Source organism: Phycisphaeraceae bacterium (assembly GCA_019636735.1).
Taxonomy (GTDB): domain Bacteria; phylum Planctomycetota; class Phycisphaerae; order Phycisphaerales; family SM1A02; genus VGXK01.
Genome location: JAHBWY010000011.1, coordinates 1 through 23,881, shown reverse-complemented (window position 1 = coordinate 23,881; position 23,881 = coordinate 1). Strand labels below are relative to the sequence as shown.

Below are 23,881 nucleotides of genomic sequence, written 5' to 3'. Positions count from 1 at the left end.
TTCCCCGTCGGCCCGCAGTTGCCGAGAATACAGACAGCCGCTTCGCACACAATGGACGATTCGAGATCTTGAATCGCCCCGCGCGGATCGGTAGCCTCGACGACCCACTTCTGACATCAGGGAGAAGTTTCACATGCTCACTCATACCAGCATCTCATCGCGAAATCGGGTCTCACGAAGCATGATCAGCACCCTCGGCATTGCGGCCGCAGGCTTCGCGGCGACCGCAGCGCTTGCCTTCGAGCCAGCCATCGTCTTCCTCACCGAGAGCAGCAACGGCTTTTTCACCCCGTTCAACTCGGGCAACGCATCCACGGTGAAGTACGGCGACAGCGGCTGGCTCGGCGGGCCCGACTCGCCCCCGGTCAAGCTCGGGTCGATCACGCTGAACCTCGCGACCTTCGCCGCCGAGAGCCCGGGCACGACCGACCTGATCCTCACGATCAACGATGGCGATCCATCAGGCATGGTCTTCGGATCGGGCGCCGAACTCTATTCGACGACCCTTCGGGGCGTGACGCTCCCTGCGGCGGCCTTCGAGGGCTTCCCCGAGTACTTCTCGATCGAGATTCCCCTGCCATCCGTGCAGACTCTGGGCGGATTCAACAATGTCGGCTGGTCGGTGGCGCTTGAGAACTTCAACTTCGAGGGCAGCTTCGGCTTCCAGGTCGGCGCGTGCTTCGACCAGGTCGTCGGCTTCTACACGAACAACGCGTCATTCTTCGATGGAAGCAACTGGAGCCTCTTCGCGTTCGGTCCCGACCCTTGCCTGGGCATTGCGCAGTTCTCCGTGCTGATCAGGGAGGCCGCGCCGGCCACGGGCGACCTGAATGGTGATGGTCTCGTCAATGGCGCTGATCTCGCCTTGCTCCTCGGGTCATGGGGCCCCTGCTCGGGCTGCGCGGCTGATCTCGATGGCAACGGCGTCGTTGACGGCGCCGACATCGCGATCCTGCTCGGCAACTGGACCGTGATCAACTGAACGAGAGCGACAGCGAAGAAATGACCCGCGGCGGCGCTGTGCGGACTGGCGATGAGCCGTCAGCGCAGCCCGTCGCGGGCGTTTCTCCAAACCTGCGATCAATCGGAGCCGACTCGACCTCTTTCACTCGATGCGGGTGTCGATGCGGGTCGCACCGGGGTTGTAGCCACCACCGCGCCCGCCGCCGCCTCCGGTCGGCGGTCCCGAGTAGGACGACGAGCGCCGAGTGGCGTCATAGGACTTCTCATAGAAGAAGATGTCCTCGTTCCTGACGCGGTCTTCGGAGATGCGCTGAAGGTTTCCTCCAGCCGGACTCCAGAACGCGCGGCTGCTGGCGCGAGATGCTGCGTAGCGCGTCGCGTGGAGAGGCGGGCCGCTTCGACTCGTCGCGTAGTTGTAGCCGCCATCGCCCACGCGCAGGCTTGCATCGAGCGCGTGACCGCTTGCGGCTTGACCGAACGCCGATGTGCCGCAGAGGAGTGTCGCGGCCACCAGACCTGTTGCCATGACCGGTGTGCGGAAGCGGCTCATCGTGATCCTCGTCGTGGTTCGACGGCGATGACCGCAATGTCAACGAAGACTGCCTCGTTGGGTCCGACCTGTGGCGGATCGCCCGCGAGTCCGAACGCCCGCGACGGCGCGAACGCGATGGACCATCGGTCACCGGCCCTCATCTTCGAAAGCACCTGACCCGGCGCGGGCAACATGCTCCGAGGATCGAGGCGGGAGTTGGCCGCACGGTTCACCTCGTCGCCGTCAGCGGTTCGGACGGTCAGCGTGGCGATGGCGACGGAATCCTCGCCCACCACGGGTCCCGATCCATCGGCTTCGGGAATGACCCAGATGCCGTCCTCGATCTTCCTTGCTCCGGGCCTCGCAGCAAAGGCCCGCATGGCCGCCTCGCTGTTTGCTGCGTTGCGATCAGCGAGTGAACGGAACTCGGGATTCTCGTCGTACTGTCGGCGCGCCGCACGCTCCGAGAGCTGCTGATGCACGGCTCGAAGCACCGCGTCCATCTCCGCTTCCGGAATGGCGGGTGTTCGTCCAAGGAGCCCGTCGTCAAAGCCTCGACGAACGAGCGCCATGTCCGCAACCATGTCATCCTCGGCGAGGCCTTCGCTCACCTTCCGGCCGAGGTCGAAGCCAACGCCATAAGAGAAGCGGGCCGAGTCATTGGGTCGGGAGAGCGCCGACGATGTGCCGTCGCTGACGCACCCCAAAACTGCCACCGAGCCCACACACGAAACCACGAGCAGGAGCTTTGAACTTGGCATTTCTGAGGAGCCTCTTCAGCACAAGTCGAGGAGCTCCACAGGAAACTCCCGGTCCAGTGCCGTGGTCAGCGTAGCAAGTCGTCGACACGCGGAGCGCTCCACAGGCAGACCGTCGCGGTCTGTCACACGGGGCTTCATTGCGCCTCGCTTGGGAGCGAGGCCGGAGTGCATCGAGCAAGCACGCTCATCCCAGGGCCTGTGGACGGCCTGTCACGGTCCCAACTCGAGCCACTTCAATCGAGATCACCGGCGCATCCTGCTCGACTGGATCGTCGATTCACTGGAACTCGCCACAGCAACCACCGTCGACGATGGCCGCCGACGACGGCCTATAACGGATTCGTGCCCCCGAAACAGCCCGGGCCCGCATCGCCAAGCGGCCTCAAGAGCCCTCGAGCCCATCCGACCCTCGCGCGGGGCGGCCCGTCGAATCACGGACTTGACCGTCGGAAATGAAATGCGGCTGAAATCCTCTTGACCAGCGCTTGGCGTTGAGGCATGCTCCAAGACAAGTGGGGTGCTCAGGTTGCGAATGATTCGCATTCGGACTGGCCATCTGCGGCGTTGGGTGTTGGGCAGATCTTGATTTCAAGTGTGTGAGAACTGAGGAGTAGGGAAGGCACGCTGCGATCGCAGCGGCGGGCGTTTACAAATCGATTACAGATTCTTGGCCGTCACGGCACTTGGCCCTTGTTGGGTCACCGTGTTCCCGATTGGTTCCGTGCGGCGATGGGGTTGGTTGTTCAAGGAGAGAGTTAGAGTCATGAAGAAGGTTCTTGTTTCAACACTGGTGATTGGTGCCGGTGCTTCGGTCGCGAGCGCGGATGTCTTCTCATACGCGTTCAACCCGGGTGTCATCACCAACACCGCATCGTTTTACAACATCGACACGAGCGGGGCTTCCGGCCGAGCGCGAGCGTTCTATGTCACCGGTGACTGGAGTGTCGCGGGCGGTGATCCTTGGTCGAACGAGTTCCGGGTTCAGCTCGCTGGCGTGACCAATCAGGGCGGCGGCGCTCTGGAGCGCACTCACGGTGGCGTTAACAATGGCAATCCGTTCACCTTTGCGGCGCCTGCGGCCACGACTTGGGTGAACAATGTGACCAATCCGGTTGGATGGGGCTACAACACGATGCTCGCGAATGCCGCGACTTCGGACCTGGGTGGCAACTTCTCGCTGGGCCTGCGTCAGACCTTCGGTGGAAGCAGCGCGAACCTCGCCAACGCGCAGGTTCACTTCCTGACTGACATCCTCGCTCCGAGCGCGTTCAACACCGCGACGACCGGCCTGTCGATGGCCCAGCGTCCGACCTCGTTGACCGCCCTCTCCGGAGTTGGCACCTACACCTACCAGACCTTCACCTTCACGGCGCTGGCCACGGGTGCGCACCACCTCGGTATGTACATCGATCCGGCCTTCGACGGATATCTGTATGCCTACGCGGGCGGGTCCTTCGATCCGACCAACCCGCTGGCCAACCTCATCGGCCTCGATGACATTGGCGGGCTCGGCGATCCGAACAGCGCCGACATGTTCCTTGGCCTCACCGCTGGCCAGCAGTACACGCTGGTTGCGACCACCTTCTCGGGCACTGCCCCCGGTGTCTCCGGCTTCTTCACGGTTGCTGGTCCGATCCCCGCCCCGGGTGCCGCGGCCCTGCTCGGCCTGGCGCTTGCTGGCGTGACTCGTCGTCGGCGCAACTGAGCTGACGAGAGTTTGCAACGCTCGACGCAGAGGTGCGGCATTCGTGCCGCACCTCTGTCTTTTTGCTCCTGTGAAGCGTCCGTCCCGCGAAACCCGTCCTCCATGACGGGCCGGCGGCGTCGACACTTCGTGGATGCATGATCAAGCACATTGGCGCCGGCTGCTGCGCGAGCAGCGTCGGAGCGGACTGAGCATCGTCGAGTTTTGCAGGGTGCGCGGGGTGTCGCCGAGCTCCCTGGGGGGCTTGGAGTATCAGGCCAGCAACGCCAACATTTGGGCCGCTCGATACGCGGAAGAGGCCGGACGGTGGAGTCTTGCCGGCGAGTTGATCGAGACGCTCGAGGACGCGGCTTCGCAAGATCTGGGACTGGGGCTGAGCGACCTGACGGCGACAGTGCGCAAGCGTCCTGGTCCCTTCATGACAGACTCCTCTCGGCCCCTCGGGCCGCGAAAGTCTCTCACAAGACCTGGACCTGTTCAGCGCACCCCTATCAAGGGAACCTGACAGAAAGCGAAATGTCGCGCGCCAGTTTCATCGGTCGGACCGCTCAATCGGTCGCCACCGTGCGGTGGGGATCGACTAGGAGATCGTGACTGCGGCAGGTCACTTGCGCCTCGTGGTTTGGAACACCGTGATTGACACGCTCCCTGCCGCTCTCTTCAGCGCCGCATCGATGGTTGCCAACGACACCGCCTTGCGCTGGGCGAGTTCGAGATACGCAGCGTCATAGACGCTCAACTGATGCCTCCGAGCGAGCCCAATGGTCGCCTCCCATCGAGGTTGCGGGTCGACGACGATCGGCAGCACCTCCAGATCGGCGAGGAACTGATCTGTTCGCTCGGGGGTGAAGCGCTTTCGCCTCTCCGACATGAGCAGTGCGTTGCGAATCTCGAACCAAAAGAGAGCGGGCACGAATCCTTCGTCGGCCACGATCGCGTTAATGACGGCTTCGCCGTACCGTGCCTCCTCCTCGTTGAGTGCGAGAGCGAGTATCGCTGAGGCGTCTGCAACGAGCGCCATCAGAATCGCTGCCCTTCGCGCCGCATGGCCAACAATTGCTCGCGAGTGATTCCCCGCAGCACACCGCGAAAGGCTTTCAACCTCCGGGCGGCCTGCTCGATCGAGGCGACATCACGCGACCTGTCAGGTGGCACGAGCATGCCGACGAGCCGGCCGTGCTTCGTGATCTGAAAGCGCTCCCCCCTGGACACGCGCTCCAGGAGTTCGCTCAGGCGGGACTTTGCATCGAAGGCACCGATCGTTTCCATGAGTCTTCTCCAACTAGATGACAACCAGTCTATCATCCACGGAGCCCGATTTCCAGACCACAGAGCGAGAAACCAATGTCCTGTAACATCGCTTGCGGCCGTGTCATGGTCGTGATGGGCGTGTCGAGCGCGAGCGACGCATCCTTCTCCGCGACATGAGACATCAGCATCGCGCAGAGCGCCTTCAGGCTCGCGGGTTGCAACATGCTTGCAGATGGTGTCCGTCCCGCGAAACTTTCAATTACCCACATCTTTGGCCAGACAGTAACCGAGGTGGATGTCGGTCAATCTCGCCATGCCGCGCCATAGGACCATGTTTCCCGGCGGCGCATCGCGGGCCCGGTTCAGATAGCCACCGAGTCGAGCGAGCCTCGTCAGGAAGTTGCCTACCGTCTTCTTTCTTGAGCCGTCGTTGACCGGGACGAGGCGCTCGAGCAGGTTGATCTCTGAGTTCGTGAAGACCAGCTTCACCGGGAGGTCCGGAGAGGCGCGGTTCATCATCGTCAGCCACAGCACACGCCATGCCAGAATGCACATGATCGCGATCAGGTTGACCAGTCGCTCGGCAGTCCGCAGCCTCGAGTCCTCGGCCCGACATCCTGACTTGAGCACCTTGTGGAATGTCTCGATCTTCCAGCGTAGCGCGTACCAATCGAGCTTTTCGATCGCATCGGCCTTCGATCGGATCGAAAGATTGGTCACGAGCTTCCAGTCAATTGCCGCGCGGCCCTTGGGCACGCCCCGTTCCTTCGCGTGGATCACACTCAGCACCATGGTTCCGTAGCGCTTCTCCTTCCCGATGGGCGGGCACACCTCGATCTGGTGGTACTTCAGCTCCAGCACTGCGTTCGACGGGCGGCCCTTGTCGTCCCGGACCTCGAGGCGATGCACAGCCCTCACGCGCTGTTCGTCCATCGCGTTGGCCACGGTGCGCCTGCCGTCCTCCACGCGACGATCGACGCAAGTGCGGAACACAAACTTCGTCCCCAGCGACGCGCATTCGCTGAACAACTCATAGATGTCGCTCTCCCGGTCGCCGATGTGGATGCAGCGAGCGGCGTCACCGATGTTCGCGGTCGATTGACGCACATTTTCAAGCCAGCGGATGCTCTCCTTCAGCTCAATCGGGATGCGAGTGGTGTTGACCGAATGCGTGCCCGCGTCGAGACCTCTGCCCTTGAGCGCGTTGGTGCCCTTGAACCTCTTGCGTGTCCAGAGCTTGATCGCCGCGAGACCGAGGGGCACGCCGTCAGTGGTGACGATGAGACTCGAGTGCATGAGGATGCCGCAGACAGTGTGCATTCGCTGGCGACCCTTCTCATCCTTGTGACCCGCGGCCACCCTGTTGGTGACACCAATCGCGTGCGCTCGCTCACGGGTGAATGAGAACTCGGTCGTGTCGTGCAGTGCAAGGACTGGACCATCGACAGCGCCGACACGCGCCCGCGTGGCCTGCATGTGCCCGGCCAGGATCTCTGCCTCGCTCACACGCTTGTTGTCAAGAAAGCGATACGCGGCCTTGGTGCTGGCCCAATCACCGCACGCCAGCGGCAGTGACTGGCCAAGCCCCTTGGAGAGCTGCTCCATGAGTAGACCGAACCGCCCAGCCAGTCGGGCATCGGCAAAGCGGCAGCCAGCAAGCTCCTGATTGATCCACGGTCCCATGGTCGCGACTCCATCCGTTGGTGTGCGATGCCATCCATGGCATCGGTACCCTCAGTGGATCGGCATGACCAGTCCGTGCCGCACAATCCAACCCCTGTTCAGCGGAACCAACAGACAAAGATGTGGGTAATTGAAAGCCCGCGAAACCCGTCTTCCATGACGGGCCGCCGGCGTCGACACTTCGTGGATGCATGATCACGCGCATTGGCGCCGGCTGCTGCGCGAGCAGCGTCGGAGCGGACTGAGCATCGTCGAGTTCTGCAGGGTGCACGGGGTGTCGCCGAGCTCGTTCCATCGATGGCGACGCATGCTCGCAGGCGATGGCTCGGCGTCGCATCGACGCGACGATCGCCCGTCCTTCGTCGAGCTCGCGGCGCCACCTTCGATCTCGGGTCCCGGCGTTGTGATCACGATTGCCGGTGGACGACGGATCGAGATCGCATCCGGCGCCGACGAGGCGTGGGTCGCACGGTTCGTCGTTCGGCTCGAGCGTCTCGACGCCGAGGCCGCGTCATGATCTCGCTACCGTCGCTCGCGCAGCTCGATCGAGGCGCGCCACGCATCTGGCTGGCGACGACGCCCGCCGACATGCGCCGCGGCTTCGATCGGCTCGCAGAGATGGCACAGTCAGTGATCGGCCAGGACCCTCGCAGCGGCCATCTCTTCGTCTTCCGTTCGCGCGGAGGCGATCGCCTCAAGATTCTCTACTGGGATCGCGACGGCTACGCGCTCTGGTACAAGCGGCTCGAGGCGGGCACCTTCCGTCTGCCTCGCGCCGACGAAGCCGCATCGATCGAGCTGCGCGCGAGCGAGCTGGCGATGCTGCTCGACGGCGTCGACCTGCGGAGCCTGAAGCGCGTGAAGCGATCCGCACGAAGTTCGTGATTTCCCTGCATCCGCGCCGGGGCCTGGCGCGGAGAGGATGTCGTCATGGACGACGCGGCCGCGATCGAGCTTCCCGAAGATGTCGATGCCCTGAAGGCGCTCTGCGCGATGCTGATGTCTCATGTCGCGGAGAAGGATGCGTCGCTCGCGGCGGACTGTACTGGTTGCGAAATGTCTCGCGCTGTCTGCGGTCGGGTCGAACCTAGGGAACCCGACGGTTTGCGAGCGCGGGAGTGGGCGAGGGGTGCCTCCTGTCATCGGGCCGCGCGAGTCTCTCCCCATACCTTCGGCAACTCTGCAGGGTCATACTTCACTCCGCACTCGGGGCAACGAGCCACGCCTTCGGTTGGGGACAGCACATGGTTGCATTGCGGACAGATAGATGCACCATGCCGAGTCACCCACCAGCGGAGGCGCCGCGTTGCAATGAGCTCCCAAGTCCACAGCGCGAGAATCAGGACCGCCGTCGCGACGCACAGCGCACCAAGCCACGGTGGCACGCGCCGCTGGACCTTTATCGAGTACATCGCAAACGAACCGACGATCAAGATGATCGCCACTGTGCAACGCATAAGCACGCGTCGCGCCGTCCGACGACGCCGAACCAGCAACGGCACGAACGCGCCTTGGTTCCAGATCAGGGTGCCCCGAGGCACCCGGGCCTCTTCGCCGCTCTGCACTGGGTCGGGTGTTTGATTGGATGAACCAACGGTTCGGGCGAGACGGGCCGCATCGGTGAAACTCCAGATCATCCCGCAGTGGGCACATCCTGACCATCCCTTTGCGAGCGGCAGGTCGACCTTAAAGAGCGCGCTGAACCATCCCGTTCGATCTGGGCGGAAGCCAAGGCCGCCGCCCAGATCAAGCTGGCCGATTACGCGGCCCTCAAAAATCTCATTGGAGCCACAGTTGGGGCACGCGTTCTTGGAACTCATTACTTAGATAGCGAAGGCAGCGTCGGGAAACGGCAGAAGCAATTCCGACCAAGACCGCGCCGTCATTGCGGTGGACATCCTGGCGGAACAGAGTAGGTGATAGTGGAACCAATCACGCAGCCCACCTCGCAAGTGTGATAGGACGCGTGACAGCCGCCAAGGCATCCAAGTCGCGCAGCCCAACAGATACCTTGTTGGAATCCGAGTACGATGGCACAGCCATAGCAGCGGGCGGAGCACCAAAAGCCCGGAAGACCAGTGCATGGACACGCGCCGATGCACGTCGCATAGACTTGATCAGCGCCAGCCATACATGTTTGGTGAAGGGGATTGCAAACGCTTCCCAAGCAATAGTTGCGCGTGATAGAGCAATCCGCCTCGCAGTCGTCATAGCAGACTTGGCAGAAGCAATCGACCGTGTTGGCAGAGGGCGTGCCCGGAGACGGCTGCGGCGCCGACGGTGCGGGAACGGTCGATGTTAGCATCTGCACGGCCCAAATCTGCTCCCCGATGGCGTCGGAGATACTTGTCTCCACCGAGCTGGGAGTAAACACGATGGTCTCACTCATGTCTGCAAATGTCATGCGGACTTCGATTCCGACAACATAGCGGGTATTCTGGGTGTCACCCCGCACCACGGCTGCCACTACGTAGTAATCCATGGCGTCGAGACTCCAACTTGCGAGTTGGGTTGGCGTCGGAGCCAGCGAACTGAGATGCGTCGAGTTGAGGCGCTCGAAGGTGCCCCGGCTCAGCGTCGAGATCATTTCAGAGCGCGGGTCGCGCTGCTCGTCAGTGTCAACAAGGAGGTCTTGAATCTGCAGACCGCCCGCAGTGGCCTGGCTGACTAGCATCGTAGATGCATTTGGGGAGTACGCGTGGCCCCAAACCTCTTGCCACACCGTCGAAATGTCCCCTGATCGAACTGTGAGCGGCGAATCAGCTCTCGCTTGTCCGGAAAGCTGCACAAACAAGGCGGCCGAGACGATCACGATGAGGCGATGACACGACCGCATGACTGAGACAAGTGACATAACAAACTCCTTTCGAGTGTATTCAGATTCCTGGCCCCCGTGTCCGTGCCCCGCGCACGCGACGAAGCGCGTACGTCGGATGGCGCGTCGGGCGACGCTCGCCCGACATGCCGCCCAATGAGGAACTCTCTAATCTGCCCGGGAAAGCCCACGCCGACGCCCTCGAACCTGACCTCTGAGGGTCGGAACATCCGTCCCTCAATCTTCCTATCGAGGCCGATTGCCTCAGAGGGACAGCGAAGTTGGAACTTTGCAGCGGAAAGGCTGCCGCGACGCTCGAAGCTCTCGAAGGCACTCGCTCGAACACCTGCATCGACGCAGACTCAAATCACACCGCTCCGCTCATCCTTGTGGGACGCCGGGGCGGTGCGTTGTGGGGGCAGATGTGGGATCGGACGCGTCGGCGAGGGTACGACAGCGAATCGGCGACGCCGGGCGTCAGATTCAGGATCTGCGTCATCCTCGGCTGACTCACATGATGGCGGCGAGCAAGTTCGGAGATCGTCTTCACCTCACCGGTGCGGAGCATGCGATCGAACTTGATCGCGAGCGCCATGAGGCGGGCGATTCGCGGCACGCGGTCGCCGACGATCGCGAGCGGTGAGATCCGCGTCGTGGCCACCTTGCGACCGTGGGCGCGGGTGCGGAAGTGGAGCGACTTCGTGACGACGACGCTCATGCTGCGACCTCGGTTGCGGTGGACTTGGCAACGGCACCTGAGGCAGCGGCGCTGGACTGTGCTGCGACTTCGGTGCTGCGTGGAATGTGACCGGCGACGACTCCGTCACGGAAGCTCAGCGCGATGCTGCTTGTGGCCGCGTCGTACTCCACGCGTTCAAGCAGCAGATGCACCAGTTGGAACTGCTCGGTCGGCATCAGCGTGGGCCACAGTGCATCGATGTCGGCGATGGCGGCGCGGATCGAGGCGAGATCGATGGTGCCGGTGCCGTCGGTGCCACTGCCTCCCCCGCTTCCCCCGCTTCCCCCGCCTCCCTTCGCCATCAGCTTCGCCTCCTTGAGTGCAGCTCGCGCAAACTCCGGTCGCTTCAGCGTCTCCTTCACCTGCTCGACCACGAAGCGTTCGATCTCGGCACCGGGCAGCGAGCCGCTTGGGCACGAAGCTGCGCCATGTCGGCACGCCTTCGTGCAGCGGTAGTAGCGATACGCCCGCGTGCCGCGACGGGTGATCGCGTGCGTCATCGCCGCATCGCACGCCTTGCAGCGGAGCAGGCCACGCAGGAGTGCACCGGTCGCGGTCGCCATGCCGAACGAGCTCTTCGCGCGCGCGTTCGCCTTGAGCTGCGATTGCACCTTTGCGAATGTGGCGGCATCGACGATCGCCTCGTGCACGCCGTCATGCACTTCGCCCTTGTGGACGATCATGCCAGTGACGATCGGGTTCGTGAGCAGCAAATGCAGGTTGCCCTTGTCGAACGGCTGGCCGCCACGCTGCACGCCAGCCTTCGTGGTCCACGCCTTCGCGCACCAGCCACGCCGCCGCAGTTCCGTGACCACAGGCAGCAGCCCACCGAGCTCCATATAGAGATCGAAGATGGCGCGGACGCGTTCCGCTTCCTCAGGATTGACCACCAGCCGCGGGCTCGGGCCTGTGCGATCGATGTCGTAACCAAGCACTGGCTTGCCGCCAGCCCACATGCCGCGTCTTCGCTGAGCGCCAATCTTGTCGCGGATGCGCTCGCCGATCACTTCCCTCTCGAACTGCGCAAACGAGAGCAGCACGTTCAGCGTCAGCCTGCCCATCGAGTCGTTGGTGCGGAACGCCTGCGTGACCGAAACAAGCGCCACGCCGCGCTTCTCGAAGACCTCCATCATCCGCGCGAAGTCGGCGAGGCTGCGACTCAGCCGATCGATCTTGTAGACGACCACGCAATCGATGCGGCCCGCTTCGATCGCTGCCATCAATCTCTGGAACGCAGGACGGTCAGTGTTTGCGCCGGTGAAGCCGCCGTCGTCAAAGCGGTCGGGCAGGCAGACCCAGCCAGCGCCCGCCTGCGAACGGATGTAGGACTCGGCCGCATCGCGTTGAGCGTCGAGAGAGTTGAACGACATCTCGAGTCCGTCGTCGGTGGACTTCCTTGTGTAGATGGCGCAGCGGATTCCCGGTTTCACATGCCGACCGTTGGCAGTCGATGGAGACGGCTTCCTCATAATCGCGCTCCACCGCTTGCACCGCTCAAGCCGAACCACCGAAACCCGTTGCAATGCGAACCTGTGATCGCCTTGGCCACGGCGCTGAGCGAGCCGTAGAGAACGCCGTCGAATTCGATGCCGCCGTCACGGATGTGGACCACGAGGTCACGGCCCTTGTAGCGCCGCGTGAGCATCGAACCGACGCGAGGCAGCCGGGGGTCTGCACATGGATTGGGTGGCGGCACGGGGCGAAGGCGGAGGCGAGGGGCTTCGGTGGCAAGCAACTCAGCCGATCGCGACTGGCCGCCAGTGCGTGGGCCGCAAGGGTCGCGTGGGCCGCAAGGGCCGCGTGGGCCGCAAGGGCCGCGGCGCGCGTTCTGAGAGTTCCGGGGCCGCGGTGCCGTCACGCGAACATCCGCGTCGCGCGCCAACTCCTCTGCGCGGTCCAAAGCACGCGCGCTCAAGCCGCCATAGACGGCCGCCTGCATCCGCCACAAGATGCGACGAACGAGATAGGTGCGGTTCCTGCTGTGGCACCGCTCGCCGCAGACCTCGGCGTAACGCTCCGCGAGTTCGCTCGTGGCCATCTGCTCCAGCTCCGCCTGCTTTGCCGCGATATCGAGGGCCATCACGAGGTCTCCTTCACGGCCGCATTGGTCGCGGCACCGGTGGAGACACTGAGCCTCAAGCCGCGCGAGGGAGCAAGTTCGATGCACCGCCGCCGATTGGCCAGCCGGATCGCGGCCCGCGCCAAAATGCGGGAGATGTCGGTGAAGGCGTCGGCTGGGTCAAGGTCGGGGGCCGCCGGTCCGTGGCGGCGATGTGGGGCGTCCATGAAGGAGTAGGTACGCTGTCAAGCTCCAATCACCGCCCGCGCGTGCGGCGCGAGCACGTCGAAAGTGAGTCGTGTGGACTTGATCCCTATCTATCCATGCGAAGGGGTCGCTCGACGCCTTCGACCCACGAATCGTCTTCGCGCTCAGATGCGAGATGTTGTGGTACCGACGGATGCCGAGATGGCGCGAATCGCAGCGGAGCTCCATGCGACAGGGGTTCCTGCGCTTGTCAGCGTCCAAGGCTGGCCGACCGTCTACCTTCCCGCAGTCGACACCAGATGGGTGTCGCAGGAAGTTGAGTTCACGACTGGGAGCCCTAAAGGCCCACTGGAACATCGACGCGGACGGACCCTCGCCTGGTGTGTCTTTGGACACGATCAGGACTGGCAGGTTGCCTTCGTCTGGCGGGACGAAGAGGACGCGACACCAACGAGAATCAACGAGCGCGGGGTCCTCATTCTTCCCGATTGTCAGTGCGATCTTTTCAACCCTGCGACGGCAGAGGGAGCTCATGCACTTCCCACCGCGCCAGCTACCTTCGAGGAGGGGCGACCGTTCCTCTGCGAGCTCACTCACTATGAACGCGATCCAGCTGCGCGCAAAGCCTGTATCGATCACTACGGGACCTCATGCACAAGTTGCGGCATGGACTTTGCAACTCGCTACGGAGCTATTGCGGCGGACTTCATCCATGTGCATCACATCGGGCCAATCGCAACACAGAAGGAGGCGCACATGGTCGACGCAGTTCGTGACCTCCGCCCAGTCTGCCCGAATTGTCATGCCGTGCTGCACCGAGTAGACCCACCAATGCACCCGGACGAACTTCGGGACCGACTCTCGCATCACGAGCACCGGCCCGTAACATCGACGCTGTGACCTGAGAGCCGTGCTGATCGACCAGTGCTGTTGGCACCCCAATGACGCCCAAGTCCAAGAAACATCACTATGTGCCGCAATACCTACTTCGGCACTTCGCCGTCTTGCAGGGTGGCAACCCCTATGTTTGGGTGCTTGATAAGCGCGATGGGCGAGTTCGTCGATCTTCAATTCGCGAGGTCGCACACGAGAATGCGTACAACGCCATCTTGAACCACAAGGGTGAACCTCTCTCATTCGAGCCGCTACTCGCAAAGATAGACGACATCGGGGCCCGTATCATCGCGGAGATTAATCGCACTGGTCGAATACCCCTCGCGGGCCAAGACCGTGTCTGGTTGTCATATGTGATGGCGAGCCAGCTACTTCGCGCGCCACGCGTTCGTAGTGATGACCACGAACTGCTTCAGCGGCTGATCCAGCGCGCCGGACCGGATGCACGGTTTGAGGGCGACGAACAACGGATTGGGGATATCACCGCTGAAGACATCAAGGCGAGCTGCCTCGTTGGACTCCAAGAAGAAGTGCCGTCGATCGCCAAGCTACTGCAGCGGCTGCAGTGGTTCCTCTCGCAAGGGCCTACGAGCGCCCCGTTCCTGATTTCAGACTCGCCAATTGCCTTTAGCAACATGTTCCCGCGACCCGGCCGAGGCACTCTCGGGCTGAAAGTACCGGGTATCGAGGTGCACTTTCCTATCTCACCTCGATATGTGTTGCACTTGATCTGCCCAGAGCTAACCAAGGCCGCCTTGGTCACCCTCCCGAATCGACACGAGTTCGTGCAGGGACTTCGAGAAGGTACTTCGACCTCAATGCAAGCTGAGAATGTCACGTTCACCAATTCACTGCAAGTGATTGAGGCTCATCGCTGGGTCTTTGGGCGAAGCAGGGCGGATCTCGACCTGGCGCTCGACATGCTTAGAACGAGTCCCGAATTGGCCAATGGTCTCACGAACTTCGCAGACGGCGGCGCGGCTTCGTCTGCAGCAACCTGACATGGTCGTGTGGGCATGCGTGCGGTGATATACTGGTGACATGCCCCAATCCCTCGCCTCCCGCCTCCGCTCCCTCATCGCCGACCGCGGCGAACTCGAACGGCTCCGCAAGGAGAACGCGTCGCTCATGGTCGAGGTGAAGGCGCTGCGGCAGGATCAGGCCGAGATCGAGAAGATGCTCGGCGGTTCAGGCCGCGGACCGGGACGGCCACGCGGATCAGGTGCCGGTGCGAAGCGCGGCCCGGGCCGACCGAAGAAGAGCGGCAACGGCGGCAAGCGGTTCCGCACCACCGCCGCCGATGTCGAGAAGATGTACCACGCGATCACCGCGAAGGCGCCGTCCGACTGGAAGACTAAGGCTGAGATCATCAAGGCCGCTGGACTGAGCGTGGACAAGTCTGCCGCCGCGTGGAAGTGGGCCACCGAGGGCGTTACCCTCCACGGCAAGAAGCACGCGCCAGTCCTCAAGCCGAACGGTGAGCGAGGGCTCGCGGGGCGGTATCGGAAGGCGTGACTTCCGAGCCGGTTTTCTCAATGCGCCTTGCCCCCAATTGCGAGGTAGCCGATGACAGAGGCGGACCCGAACACTTCTGGACGGCGGTTCATGCTGCGGTGCGCACAACGCATGACGGATGGCACCGCTTTGGTTTCCGCTCGACGGTGTCAAGATTGTGGACGCGCAAGCAGGAGCCCACTGTCCTCGCTGCGGCTATTCCATACGGTCGACTCTGCTCGCCCACAGACGGGATTGCCCGGAGTGTGGCGCCCCCGCGCCGCCTCACGCTCGATAGTGTTCGCCACAGTACTGAACGGCCGGGGACATAGGTGCCACTTTACTCCGGGGACATGGGTAACACGTTTACGCGTCGAAGCCTACCGAACTGGTCCTCGATCCGCAGATGCCGTGGCTGATCGGACCGGAGTCGGTCTCGATGCTCGGCAGTGGGTCAGTTTTACGCGCGAGTTGACACTACAACCAGGAGCGCCCTCATTCCGGGATCGGTTACCGAACCCCAAGCGGTCCGGCGCCGCCGGGCGAAGTCGATCTGAAACGGATCGCCGAGATCGGGTGCCGCGAACGGCTCGGCGGCGTGTTGAAACACTACTTTCGTCGCGCTGCGTAGCGAGCGATCTATGAACGAACGCCCATTCTACGGCCGAGATCGTGCGATCCATCGTCGCCATAATTTTTTGACCCCGACGGGTCCTTCCGCCCGCCGGAATCAACAGCCCCGATTCCTGATCTTCGGAGCTTAGCCAGGGTTGACCCGCGGCAATGGGCCGATACCTCTTTCCCACTCTTCCGGAATCATCCAACAGGATACGAGCCGTCCATTCGCATCGAATCCCAATCGCGCTCCCCAACCGGTTGACATTGCGCTATAAGCGGGGTTCTCCGGCACAAACGGGGGAGACAATTCAATTGCACCAAGCGTTGAGTAGCCGTACCAGCGATCCTGCATCAGGACAAGACCACCAGCTAGCTCCTTCTCGACCTCTTCAATGCTCATTCCTCGCATCACTCGGCCGGAATCTATCGCGCGGATAAGCGCCAGTACTCTTTCGTCGTATTGCGACAAAGAATTGCCGCTCGATTGTGATCCCCGCGTATCCGGCGCGGTGCTCGTTGAGTAGCACGCACCCAGCAACAAGGCAACGGTCATCACCAGTACTATCGAGTCATGCCTCTTCATTTTCGACCGCTCGGCCCAACAGCCTCCCACCCCCATAACCGCCACCGCCCTCCCGGTTATATCTCGCGAGACTTTGAGCACTTTCGGGGCTCTCGATAACCGGATAGGCGCGACTTGCGTGTCTCTCGACGGCCACGCGGACCAGTCTACCCAGCACTCTCCCGCCGCAACACCTTGCGAATCCACGCGCTAGAACGAGGAACGCCCCGGCTGTTGGGCCGAGGCGTTCATCGTTAACTGGTTGACCGAGTCGCTGGCGGCTCGGTCTGGAAGTAGAGGGGGAAGGACCGTCTTCGAAATCGGTCCGGGGTCAGACAGAGACACGGCACCGACACTCGTTGTCCCAGCATTGCAAAAGGACACCGTTACGCGCGATTCACGGCTATGGAGCAATCGCATCGGTCCGGAATGGCAGCGCAGGGCGTTCGCCGTCGACCAACCGCTCCGCTGAGAGCCGAGCCCACACGCCATCCACCAACGCTTGCTCAACTGACTGCAGCGCGTCCTCCGCCAAGGCAACTGCAATCTCGACATCCACGACGGGCCCCTTGGGTTTTCCTCCTATGCGCTCGATGCATCGCGCCTCACGCGCATCGACCAGACGCTTTGCTGCGGACAACAGGTCGCGATGATACTGCTCCCGAAGGGCGGCGATCGCCGTATTGAGTTCATCGCTCCGATCATCGATATCTCTCAAGAGCCGGTCAACCAGCGCTTCGCCGACACCAAATCCCGGGTTTCCTTCGTCTTCAATAGCTGCCTTCAAGAAGCATGTCTCGATCAGCTGCGATACCGCCGGCGGTAACGCCGCTCTCAATCGATCCAAAGTCGTCCAATTGACGGTTCGTAGCCCCTCTAGCGAACTGACCCCTTTGCGAACAAGCTCATTCGATCTCCGCTTCCATGAGTCATCAGCATCAATGAATGTCGTCACTCCTTCCACGTTCCGCACCCGCTTGTCATTGAAGCGATAGTGATATCGCGCCAATTGAATCTGCCACGCTTCGACCTCTCGAATGCGATGGACGACCTCCCGGCAGTACCCGGTCATTATCTCATGAAGATCTGGGCACACTACATCCAGTGGGCGATTCTCCTGATCGCGCGTCTCGTACACTATTCTCATGAGATCGGGGGCGCTCGATGCCAAGCCTAGCATACCGTGCTGCCATCGCTCTCGCTCGATCGCGTACACGAACCTAATGCCATAATTCTTTGAGTCTGGCTGAATTGCATTCACGATGCTCTCCAACGCGTCGCGATGCATGAACGCTTGACGGTCCGCGACATCGGCTAGGGTACGCTCTCGTTCCAGGCCTAGCTGCCATGCGCCATACGAGCTCGGCTGAACGACGCGCTCGCGTTCATAGAGGCTTCGCACAGTGCCTTGCCATTCGGCAGCGAACGCCTGAAACCGCGATTCGAACTGCTCCACTTCCTGGGCAATTAGATGAGCAATCGAATGATCCTCGGGCGGGTACCGGTCCAGGATACGCTTTACCGATGCCCGCTCCAAATATGGTTTAAGGGGCGCCTCCAGCCCGGGAACCCAGGGATGGACCGACACGCCGACACTTTGACTGCGCGTCGCAGCCATAGCGTGGAGCGCCATGCACCACAATGGGATCACCACGCTCACGGCAATACCCAGATGCGTCGGAGTCCTCTCACCTGTCGATCGCATTCAAATACCTCTTTCTGTCTGGTCGAGTATCAGGTCGGCCGTAACAATATGTAAGCCAACCCGCCCATGCCACCATTGATATTAGCAGTACATTCCGCCCAATCGCAATCTGAATAGATCCCCCAAACCACATTGCCGCCGCGCCAGTGAAACATGGACAGTTATTCGGAGATGTGCCCAGGAGCGCGGATGCAGAAAGGGGACCTCTGAACAATCTCGATGAAATCGGGCCTTTCAAAAAACCGTGAGCCGCTCGGCCGCGAAGTGTTCCCGTGTTCGGCGATGATGCCGACCAGCGAGGATCACGATGGCACAGCGAGTCAACGCGGAGTTCGGTCTGGTCGACGGCATGACGGCGGACCTCGGAGGACCGAGGACGGCGAGGCTGCTCGACCGTCTCGACAAGTCGGTGTCGTGGAAGGAACTCGTTGCGCCGATCGCGAAGCTGCCGGAGTACCGCGAGAAGCGCGGCGTCGGCCGTCCGGCGTGGCAGCCGGAGACGATGCTTCGCGCCCTGCTTCTCGCGAAGTGGTTCAACCTGAGCGACCCGCAGCTCGAGGAGTGCCTGAAGGATCGCCTCTCGTTCCGTCGCTTCGTCGGGCTGAGCCTGACCGACGCGACGCCGGACGAGACGACCTTCGTGGTCTTCCGGCGCAGGCTTCGCGACGCGGGGCTCGATCGGACGATCTTCGACGCGACGCTGGCGCAGCTCGAGAAGCGCGGGCTGCTGGTGAAGGAAGGAACGCTGGTGGATGCCACGATCATCGAGCAGTCGCGCGGATCGCATCGGGACGACGGCACGAGCACGCGCGACCCGGAGGCGAGCTTCACGAAGAAGTCGGGCCAGACGCACTTCGGCTTCAAGGGTCACATCGCCGCGGACCGCTCGAGTCTGGTGACGGACTTCCGATTCAGCGACGCGGCGCCGCACGACAGCAACTTCATCGACGAGCTGACGGAGGACGAGACGAGCATGGTGGTTGCGGACACGGCGTACCGCAGCGAGGAGCGGGAGCGGAAGCTGCTCGCCCGCGGCGTGACGCCGGTGATCGCGTTCAAGCGGCAGCGTGGAGAGAAGGAGCTCGCGAAGGAGCTTCGCGTCTTCAACCGGATCGTGGCCTCGCTGCGTGCCGTGGTCGAGCATCCCTTTGCCTGGATGAAACGGACGGGCTACCGCCGAGTGCGGTATCGAGGCCTGCGACGGAACGCGTTCGACTTCGCGTTGCACCTGGTGGCCTACAACTGGAGACGGAGTTTGAGCCTCGCAAGGGCGTAGGCGAGGGCCCCGCACGGCCTCCCGAGTCGCTTCGAGCGGCCCGGTGGAGCCCGAGGCCGTCGTGTCATTACTCACCTGAGAGCCGATCAACCGCATACAGTGCCGTTCATGCTCATTTGTTCAGGTGTCCCAAAGGACAATCAAGTAATTCAGAAGCGCCGCGAAGGCAACAGCAAATAACCAGATGGAGTGCCAGCCGCCGAGCAACGCAATTCCAATCGCCAAGTTCACTCCTGGGACGACGGCTGGTAACACTGCGGCGATCTCAGCCGGCACACCTAGCGATTGGACAAATGCCGCAGTCCCGCGGCCTTGGCTTGCGACATCCCCAAGACCCGCGACGAGAAAGACGACACCTACGGTCGCGGCCAAAAGATAGCGTAGCAACCGGCTTCGACGCACGCTCTTTTGATCGCCCAATTCGCGCTCCCTTCAGGTCGAGCCGCGAACGCAACTTGTGGGCGACAGTATCCCTGTAGAACACGGAGATCCAGTGTTTTCGGGCCTCCCGTCAGCTACCCAGTTACACGACGTTCCGGGCGACTCACACTTGTACTTTTGCTTCTTCGCATAGACGCTACCAGTCTGTGAACAGGTCATACCTCCGGTTTGATACCCACTCTGGCAATTGTTAATGGGCGTGGGTGTCGTAATGTACTCCGGGAACGTACCGCATAGAACTGCGAGGCCCGTGACCGGGTCAAAATAGCCTGGGCATGAAAGGGCTCCCTCTTCCTGTTGAGTACCACAGTTGCCACCGAAGACCAAACCCCAACAGGCTGAACCGCCAAGGGCTGCACAAACGACACCCGCGCTTGTGAATCGAATCGCCCAATCGGATCTCGCGAACCTGACAACGTTCATGGCTGTTGTGATCGTCATGACACAATGCTCCTCGTTAAAAGATGTTGGCGAATGAAAAATACAACCATCGCTGTGGCGATGCAACCGTTAATGAGTATGTGCCCCAAGTCGTCCTGAATCGCTCGACGCATGCGGTCTCCCCAGGTATCCGAAAGATACCGCACGTGCTCTCGGCTCCATGCGCCATATCCGGTATAGTCAAGTGCCGGTGTCTGCGCAAACTTCACATTTGTGCTGTACACGAACTCCAAGTCTCGGGGCGCAATAGGTAGCGGACGCCGCGCACCTAAGGGTGCGCCTTCAAAACAATAGAGTCGTGTCTCGCTAAGCAGATTCAGCCGTACTGCCAGTAATGCAATCCTGCCCCCGCTGGCGGTTGGTCGGCTCAGTAAGATCACTTCTCCATTCTGGAGTTCGAGCTTGAGGGCTTCGACAGTATCTCCCCGATCGTGTGCCAACCATGCGAAGTCCGTTTCCTCAGCACCGCTGTAGAGGCGCGCCTCATGCTGGCGTGCCGAATCAGGATTTGCAACGAGGCGCGCCGCGCGCTCGAAGATATTGTGTGTTAACCAGAAGCCGAGTTGCGCAATATCGCGACCAGTGCTTGAGGCGCAACGAACCGCAATCGCGCTATCAGAGGATCCGTACCATCCGAATCCAGGTCCTCTGCCGACAAAAAAAATAGGGGCAGCCAGATCTTCCCACAAGCGATCTGTGTTCATCGCGTTCTGACTTGTCCAGCCAGTAGCTGGAATATCGTCAGGACGGGTTACAACACTCGCGAAGGTGGCGGCTGGGTCTCCCCAGAACCAACCATCGAAAATCTCGGCCGCACCATCGGACTGGCAGGTACTGCGCAAGCGGTCGTATGACCCTTTGACGCCATTCCCAACGAACGCATCGAACAACTCACAATCCAAAAGTAATCGCGTAGCCGTGAATCTAAAGCCTCCAAACCACCAGAGCGCGCCATCCGTAACATCGGCGATCGACGCTGTTGCTTGCGCGCCGAGCAGCAACGGGATAACCACGATTCCGGCGCGCGCAGCCTCGTAGAGAAAGCGGCGGTCGAAGATGCTGTTGGGCGAAGCCAAGGCGCGCACTCCCCTCGCTGAGGCAACCAAGCGCTTCGAGCGCACGGCGGATGGCGCGTTGGGCGACGCTCGCCTTTGCCGCATCCCGGCACCCGCGATCTCTCTAATCTGCCGCAGAAATCCCACGCCGACGCCCTCGATCCTGTGGCCCACGGTCCAACCTGTGCGTCGCTTCCCCACGGCGCGGCCCGGCGAACACGCCGAGATAGCGGCAACATAGCAGATCCCAGAACCGCTGCCAGAAAAACTTCCCTTTTTTCCTGGCCTGTCTCAGGAAGCAAAACGCCCGGCGAACCTTGCGGCTCAGCCGGGCGCTTCCGGGGGCAGGAGAGATCTGGGATCAAGGTAGCACCACCTCCGACTGCGTCAAGGCCGAACGGGTGGGCCAGCACCGTCGCCACAGCAGCCCTCGCGCATGAACCGCGGCAGCAGCTCGGTCCCCGGGTACGGCGCCTGCACGCGCGGCGCGGTGATCATCGGCCAGACGAGCTTCGCGCCGATGTCGCAGTGCACCGCGCAGGCGCCAACTGAAGGCTTGCCGCGGAATCGTCCGAGCGTGCAACGATCTCGGTCACGGTGCGGGCACGGATAGATGGTTACGCCGTTGCTCATGACACCATCCCCGTCATCAGGACCCCGGAGCCGCATGCGTTCGAAACGGGCGACGTCGCATAGGTGCCCAGCAGCGGGCACTTCTGTGCCGTCGCGCCGGTGCGTAGAGAGCGAAAACGCCGACGAGGTCAATCGTCGGCGTTTCGCGTGATCTCTGCGGCCGGTCTCTGTTGCAACCGGCCTCGAAGTAGAGGGAACCGGACACTTTGCGAAATGTCGCGCGCCAGTTTCATCGATCGGACCGCTCAATCGGTCGCCACCGATCGGTGGGGATCGATTGGGAGGTCCTGACATCTGCCCTGATAGGCCCCGTCGGTCTGCGGAGCCCGCCGATTCGTCCACTCAATTCAATCCCGATTCGCGCGGGCAATAGGGAAAGGGGTGCACCGCTGCCCACACTCCGAGCAGACGCCCCCCTCTATCAACGTGTACCCACAGGCAGGACAGTGTCCACGCAGCTGCCGCCAATAGAGGCGGGCGAGCCCGCATGCGCTCCAGCCGATCCAAATGGTGATCGCATATGTGATGGTATTCAACAGAAGTCCGACCGAGATCGGAGTTAATGGAAGTGTTCGAACACCCGAGGGCGCGTATTCGTACCGCCAAGGCCCAAATGGCACTGCGATCCCAGATGGCACCATCGGTCCACGGGATTCCTTTGGGCCTACGGATGAGAGCACGCACGACAATGCCAACATTGGCCATCCTGCGGCAAACTGAGTTACATGAACTCGGTCCCCCGGCGCCAGTTGATGCCGGCGCCACCTCAGTAGATCAACGCAGACCCAACTCGGCAGCAGGAGTCGTACCTCCTCCTCAGACATCGTTGTACTTGATACCTGGTGCTCTGGAGACCAGAGCGACACCATCGCCAACGCGGTCCCCGTTCCTGACACAACGATCGCCTCAATCTCGACATCCGGACCGAGGCTCACAAAGCTGGAGCCCAACGGCCAACTCTCAGCTGGGATGGAGCCTTCTTTCCCACGGTCCCAAGGAGAAGTAAAGGCAGCAAGGGCCCACGATACGCCAATGGCGGCCACGAACCCGCCGAGCAGCGAGATGGCAAGGCGTACACACATCGCCCACCTCATTCTGTTCCTTGCCGCTTTCTTGCAGGTTGTGGCCGCTTCGGCACCTCATCATCACGAATATGGCCAGCGCGGATGGCCTTCGATACATACCCATGCCCCCGAGGATCTCTCCAGCTCCAACATCCGCCCACTCTCTTGGAATCATCTCGGCCAACAACACAGCAATTGTACCACGGATTGAGAGTGTCATTGAGATACGAGATCGTCTGGATCTCCTCCCAGGCTTCCGCTGCGCTCCGGACCGAGTGACTCTGCTGTCCGCCAGGAAGAGTGTTCAAGAGTCCATTCGCGTCTCGCCACGCATGAACCAGCTCATGCCACAACACCTCGCACTTGCTTAGACGACAGCCCCCTTCTGAAAAGCCCTGCCTCTTCCACCACACCGATTGCCCCACAGCTGGAATGGGGCGAGTTAGCTTGTTGCCGTAGAAATCGGTCTCTGTCCCAGGAGTGCCAGGTTCGTAAAAGTCCGTTGGCATCCGGTCATTCAATCGATCCTTGGGGAAATGCTCCCAGTTTCGAATTGCCAGCGCGGATTTTGCGATGAGTTGACGGAGTATCTCGCAGCCAGGTGGGCTGTCACAGTTGACAGCACCGCAATCGGAATTACAGGGTGGAGTCCTGGTCGGACCCTTGGGCGGTGTGTACAAATCATCACCCGCTGGCGGAACAGTGATGTTCCCAGAGCCGTCAACTGTAGCGCTTGGACAGAGTGCTCTCAGGCACATCTGAAGATCCGACCTAAAGGTCCCGATCTCCGGAGTTCTGACCGCAAGCCCGAAGGGATCCCATAGCGAGACGGGACGAGCCAGTGCGTAAAGGACAAGGGAGGCCGAGTCCATATACCCCGCCGGATCTCTCTCCCCCCACCTCCCCAGCGTCGGCCTGTATGTCCTGTGCCGAACGAGGTAATCCCCCGTCGCCGGATTGAACACATACCCGTCCCAACCGAT

Annotated in this window: 25 protein-coding genes; 8 read left to right on the top strand and 17 right to left on the bottom strand. The window is 61.8% G+C overall.

Going from position 1 to position 23,881, the window contains the following annotated elements; translation table 11 throughout:
• Positions 1 to 181 precede the first annotated feature (181 nt).
• Positions 182 to 982 carry a hypothetical protein gene (locus KF724_13040; GenBank protein ID MBX3356616.1) on the top strand — a complete coding sequence of 267 codons (801 nt, stop codon included), beginning with the start codon at positions 182 to 184 and terminating at the stop codon, positions 980 to 982.
• 123 nt (positions 983 to 1,105) lie between these two features.
• On the opposite strand, the gene KF724_13035 is transcribed toward KF724_13040, so the two are convergent.
• Positions 1,106 to 1,513, bottom strand: coding sequence for a hypothetical protein (locus KF724_13035; protein ID MBX3356615.1), 408 nt, complete (start codon positions 1,511 to 1,513; stop codon positions 1,106 to 1,108).
• A complete protein-coding gene (locus KF724_13030; protein MBX3356614.1) occupies positions 1,510 to 2,256 on the bottom strand; it encodes an FKBP-type peptidyl-prolyl cis-trans isomerase N-terminal domain-containing protein in 747 nt (248 codons plus the stop codon). The genes KF724_13035 and KF724_13030 overlap by 4 nt, the downstream gene beginning before the upstream one ends.
• A gap of 763 nt (positions 2,257 to 3,019) precedes the next feature.
• Here KF724_13030 and KF724_13025 point away from each other — a divergent pair.
• Positions 3,020 to 3,961, top strand: a complete 942-nt coding sequence (locus KF724_13025; GenBank protein MBX3356613.1) for a hypothetical protein — start codon at positions 3,020 to 3,022, stop codon at positions 3,959 to 3,961.
• A 604-nt stretch (positions 3,962 to 4,565) separates the two neighbouring features.
• Here KF724_13025 and KF724_13020 read toward each other — a convergent pair.
• The 4 genes from KF724_13020 to KF724_13005 are packed head-to-tail and all read right to left on the bottom strand — an operon-like array spanning position 4,566 to position 6,895.
• Positions 4,566 to 4,982 carry a type II toxin-antitoxin system VapC family toxin gene (locus KF724_13020; protein MBX3356612.1) on the bottom strand — a complete coding sequence of 139 codons (417 nt, stop codon included), beginning with the start codon at positions 4,980 to 4,982 and terminating at the stop codon, positions 4,566 to 4,568.
• Entirely contained in the window at positions 4,982 to 5,230 is a 249-nt protein-coding gene (locus KF724_13015) for a type II toxin-antitoxin system prevent-host-death family antitoxin (GenBank protein ID MBX3356611.1), read from the bottom strand. The genes KF724_13020 and KF724_13015 overlap by 1 nt, the downstream gene beginning before the upstream one ends.
• Positions 5,231 to 5,262: 32 nt before the next feature.
• Positions 5,263 to 5,436, bottom strand: coding sequence for a hypothetical protein (locus KF724_13010; GenBank protein ID MBX3356610.1), 174 nt, complete (start codon positions 5,434 to 5,436; stop codon positions 5,263 to 5,265).
• 31 nt (positions 5,437 to 5,467) lie between these two features.
• Positions 5,468 to 6,895: an IS4 family transposase gene (locus tag KF724_13005; protein ID MBX3356609.1), complete on the bottom strand. Its 1,428-nt coding sequence runs from the start codon at positions 6,893 to 6,895 to the stop codon at positions 5,468 to 5,470.
• 187 nt (positions 6,896 to 7,082) lie between these two features.
• Here KF724_13005 and KF724_13000 point away from each other — a divergent pair, with 187 nt between their 5' ends.
• Together KF724_13000 and tnpB are read left to right on the top strand one after the other, a co-directional pair.
• Positions 7,083 to 7,412 (top strand): transposase, encoded by a 330-nt coding sequence (locus tag KF724_13000; GenBank protein ID MBX3356608.1) that lies wholly within the window; start codon positions 7,083 to 7,085, stop codon positions 7,410 to 7,412.
• A complete protein-coding gene (gene tnpB, locus KF724_12995) occupies positions 7,409 to 7,780 on the top strand; it encodes an IS66 family insertion sequence element accessory protein TnpB (GenBank protein MBX3356607.1) in 372 nt (123 codons plus the stop codon). The genes KF724_13000 and tnpB overlap by 4 nt, the downstream gene beginning before the upstream one ends.
• A gap of 254 nt (positions 7,781 to 8,034) precedes the next feature.
• Here the strand turns inward: tnpB and KF724_12990 are convergent, their stop codons facing one another.
• The 5 genes from KF724_12990 to KF724_12970 form a co-directional block, all read right to left on the bottom strand.
• Positions 8,035 to 8,715, bottom strand: a complete 681-nt coding sequence (locus KF724_12990; protein ID MBX3356606.1) for a hypothetical protein — start codon at positions 8,713 to 8,715, stop codon at positions 8,035 to 8,037.
• Positions 8,716 to 10,077: 1,362 nt separating this feature from the next.
• Positions 10,078 to 10,428 (bottom strand): hypothetical protein, encoded by a 351-nt coding sequence (locus KF724_12985; GenBank protein ID MBX3356605.1) that lies wholly within the window; start codon positions 10,426 to 10,428, stop codon positions 10,078 to 10,080.
• Entirely contained in the window at positions 10,425 to 11,819 is a 1,395-nt protein-coding gene (locus tag KF724_12980) for a recombinase family protein (GenBank protein MBX3356604.1), read from the bottom strand. The genes KF724_12985 and KF724_12980 overlap by 4 nt, the downstream gene beginning before the upstream one ends.
• A gap of 95 nt (positions 11,820 to 11,914) precedes the next feature.
• Positions 11,915 to 12,529: a DUF2924 domain-containing protein gene (locus KF724_12975; GenBank protein ID MBX3356603.1), complete on the bottom strand. Its 615-nt coding sequence runs from the start codon at positions 12,527 to 12,529 to the stop codon at positions 11,915 to 11,917.
• The gene (locus KF724_12970) at positions 12,529 to 12,735 is read right to left on the bottom strand and encodes a hypothetical protein (GenBank protein ID MBX3356602.1); all 207 of its coding nucleotides are present in this window, start codon (positions 12,733 to 12,735) and stop codon (positions 12,529 to 12,531) included. The genes KF724_12975 and KF724_12970 overlap by 1 nt, the downstream gene beginning before the upstream one ends.
• A 646-nt stretch (positions 12,736 to 13,381) precedes the next feature.
• Here KF724_12970 and KF724_12965 point away from each other — a divergent pair.
• The 3 genes from KF724_12965 to KF724_12955 are packed head-to-tail and all read left to right on the top strand — an operon-like array spanning position 13,382 to position 15,124.
• The gene (locus KF724_12965; protein MBX3356601.1) at positions 13,382 to 13,615 is read left to right on the top strand and encodes an HNH endonuclease; all 234 of its coding nucleotides are present in this window, start codon (positions 13,382 to 13,384) and stop codon (positions 13,613 to 13,615) included.
• Positions 13,616 to 13,656: 41 nt separating this feature from the next.
• Positions 13,657 to 14,610, top strand: coding sequence for a DUF4238 domain-containing protein (locus KF724_12960; protein ID MBX3356600.1), 954 nt, complete (start codon positions 13,657 to 13,659; stop codon positions 14,608 to 14,610).
• A 40-nt stretch (positions 14,611 to 14,650) separates the two neighbouring features.
• Positions 14,651 to 15,124 (top strand): hypothetical protein, encoded by a 474-nt coding sequence (locus KF724_12955; GenBank protein ID MBX3356599.1) that lies wholly within the window; start codon positions 14,651 to 14,653, stop codon positions 15,122 to 15,124.
• A 739-nt stretch (positions 15,125 to 15,863) separates the two neighbouring features.
• Here the strand turns inward: KF724_12955 and KF724_12950 are convergent.
• Positions 15,864 to 16,274, bottom strand: coding sequence for a hypothetical protein (locus KF724_12950; GenBank protein ID MBX3356598.1), 411 nt, complete (start codon positions 16,272 to 16,274; stop codon positions 15,864 to 15,866).
• A gap of 412 nt (positions 16,275 to 16,686) precedes the next feature.
• Positions 16,687 to 17,916 carry a hypothetical protein gene (locus tag KF724_12945; protein MBX3356597.1) on the bottom strand — a complete coding sequence of 410 codons (1,230 nt, stop codon included), beginning with the start codon at positions 17,914 to 17,916 and terminating at the stop codon, positions 16,687 to 16,689.
• A 379-nt stretch (positions 17,917 to 18,295) separates the two neighbouring features.
• On the opposite strand from KF724_12945, the gene KF724_12940 reads away from it, so the two are divergent.
• Positions 18,296 to 19,264, top strand: a complete 969-nt coding sequence (locus KF724_12940; GenBank protein ID MBX3356596.1) for an IS5 family transposase — start codon at positions 18,296 to 18,298, stop codon at positions 19,262 to 19,264.
• Between the two features lie 120 nt (positions 19,265 to 19,384).
• On the opposite strand, the gene KF724_12935 is transcribed toward KF724_12940, so the two are convergent.
• From KF724_12935 to KF724_12920, 4 genes are all read right to left on the bottom strand, one after another.
• Positions 19,385 to 19,684: a hypothetical protein gene (locus tag KF724_12935; GenBank protein ID MBX3356595.1), complete on the bottom strand. Its 300-nt coding sequence runs from the start codon at positions 19,682 to 19,684 to the stop codon at positions 19,385 to 19,387.
• Between the two features lie 458 nt (positions 19,685 to 20,142).
• The gene (locus tag KF724_12930; protein ID MBX3356594.1) at positions 20,143 to 21,222 is read right to left on the bottom strand and encodes a hypothetical protein; all 1,080 of its coding nucleotides are present in this window, start codon (positions 21,220 to 21,222) and stop codon (positions 20,143 to 20,145) included.
• Positions 21,223 to 21,588: 366 nt separating this feature from the next.
• Positions 21,589 to 21,834, bottom strand: a complete 246-nt coding sequence (locus tag KF724_12925; protein MBX3356593.1) for a hypothetical protein — start codon at positions 21,832 to 21,834, stop codon at positions 21,589 to 21,591.
• A gap of 1,090 nt (positions 21,835 to 22,924) precedes the next feature.
• A partial coding sequence (locus KF724_12920; protein MBX3356592.1) for a hypothetical protein occupies positions 22,925 to 23,881 on the bottom strand: 957 nt, incomplete at its 5' end.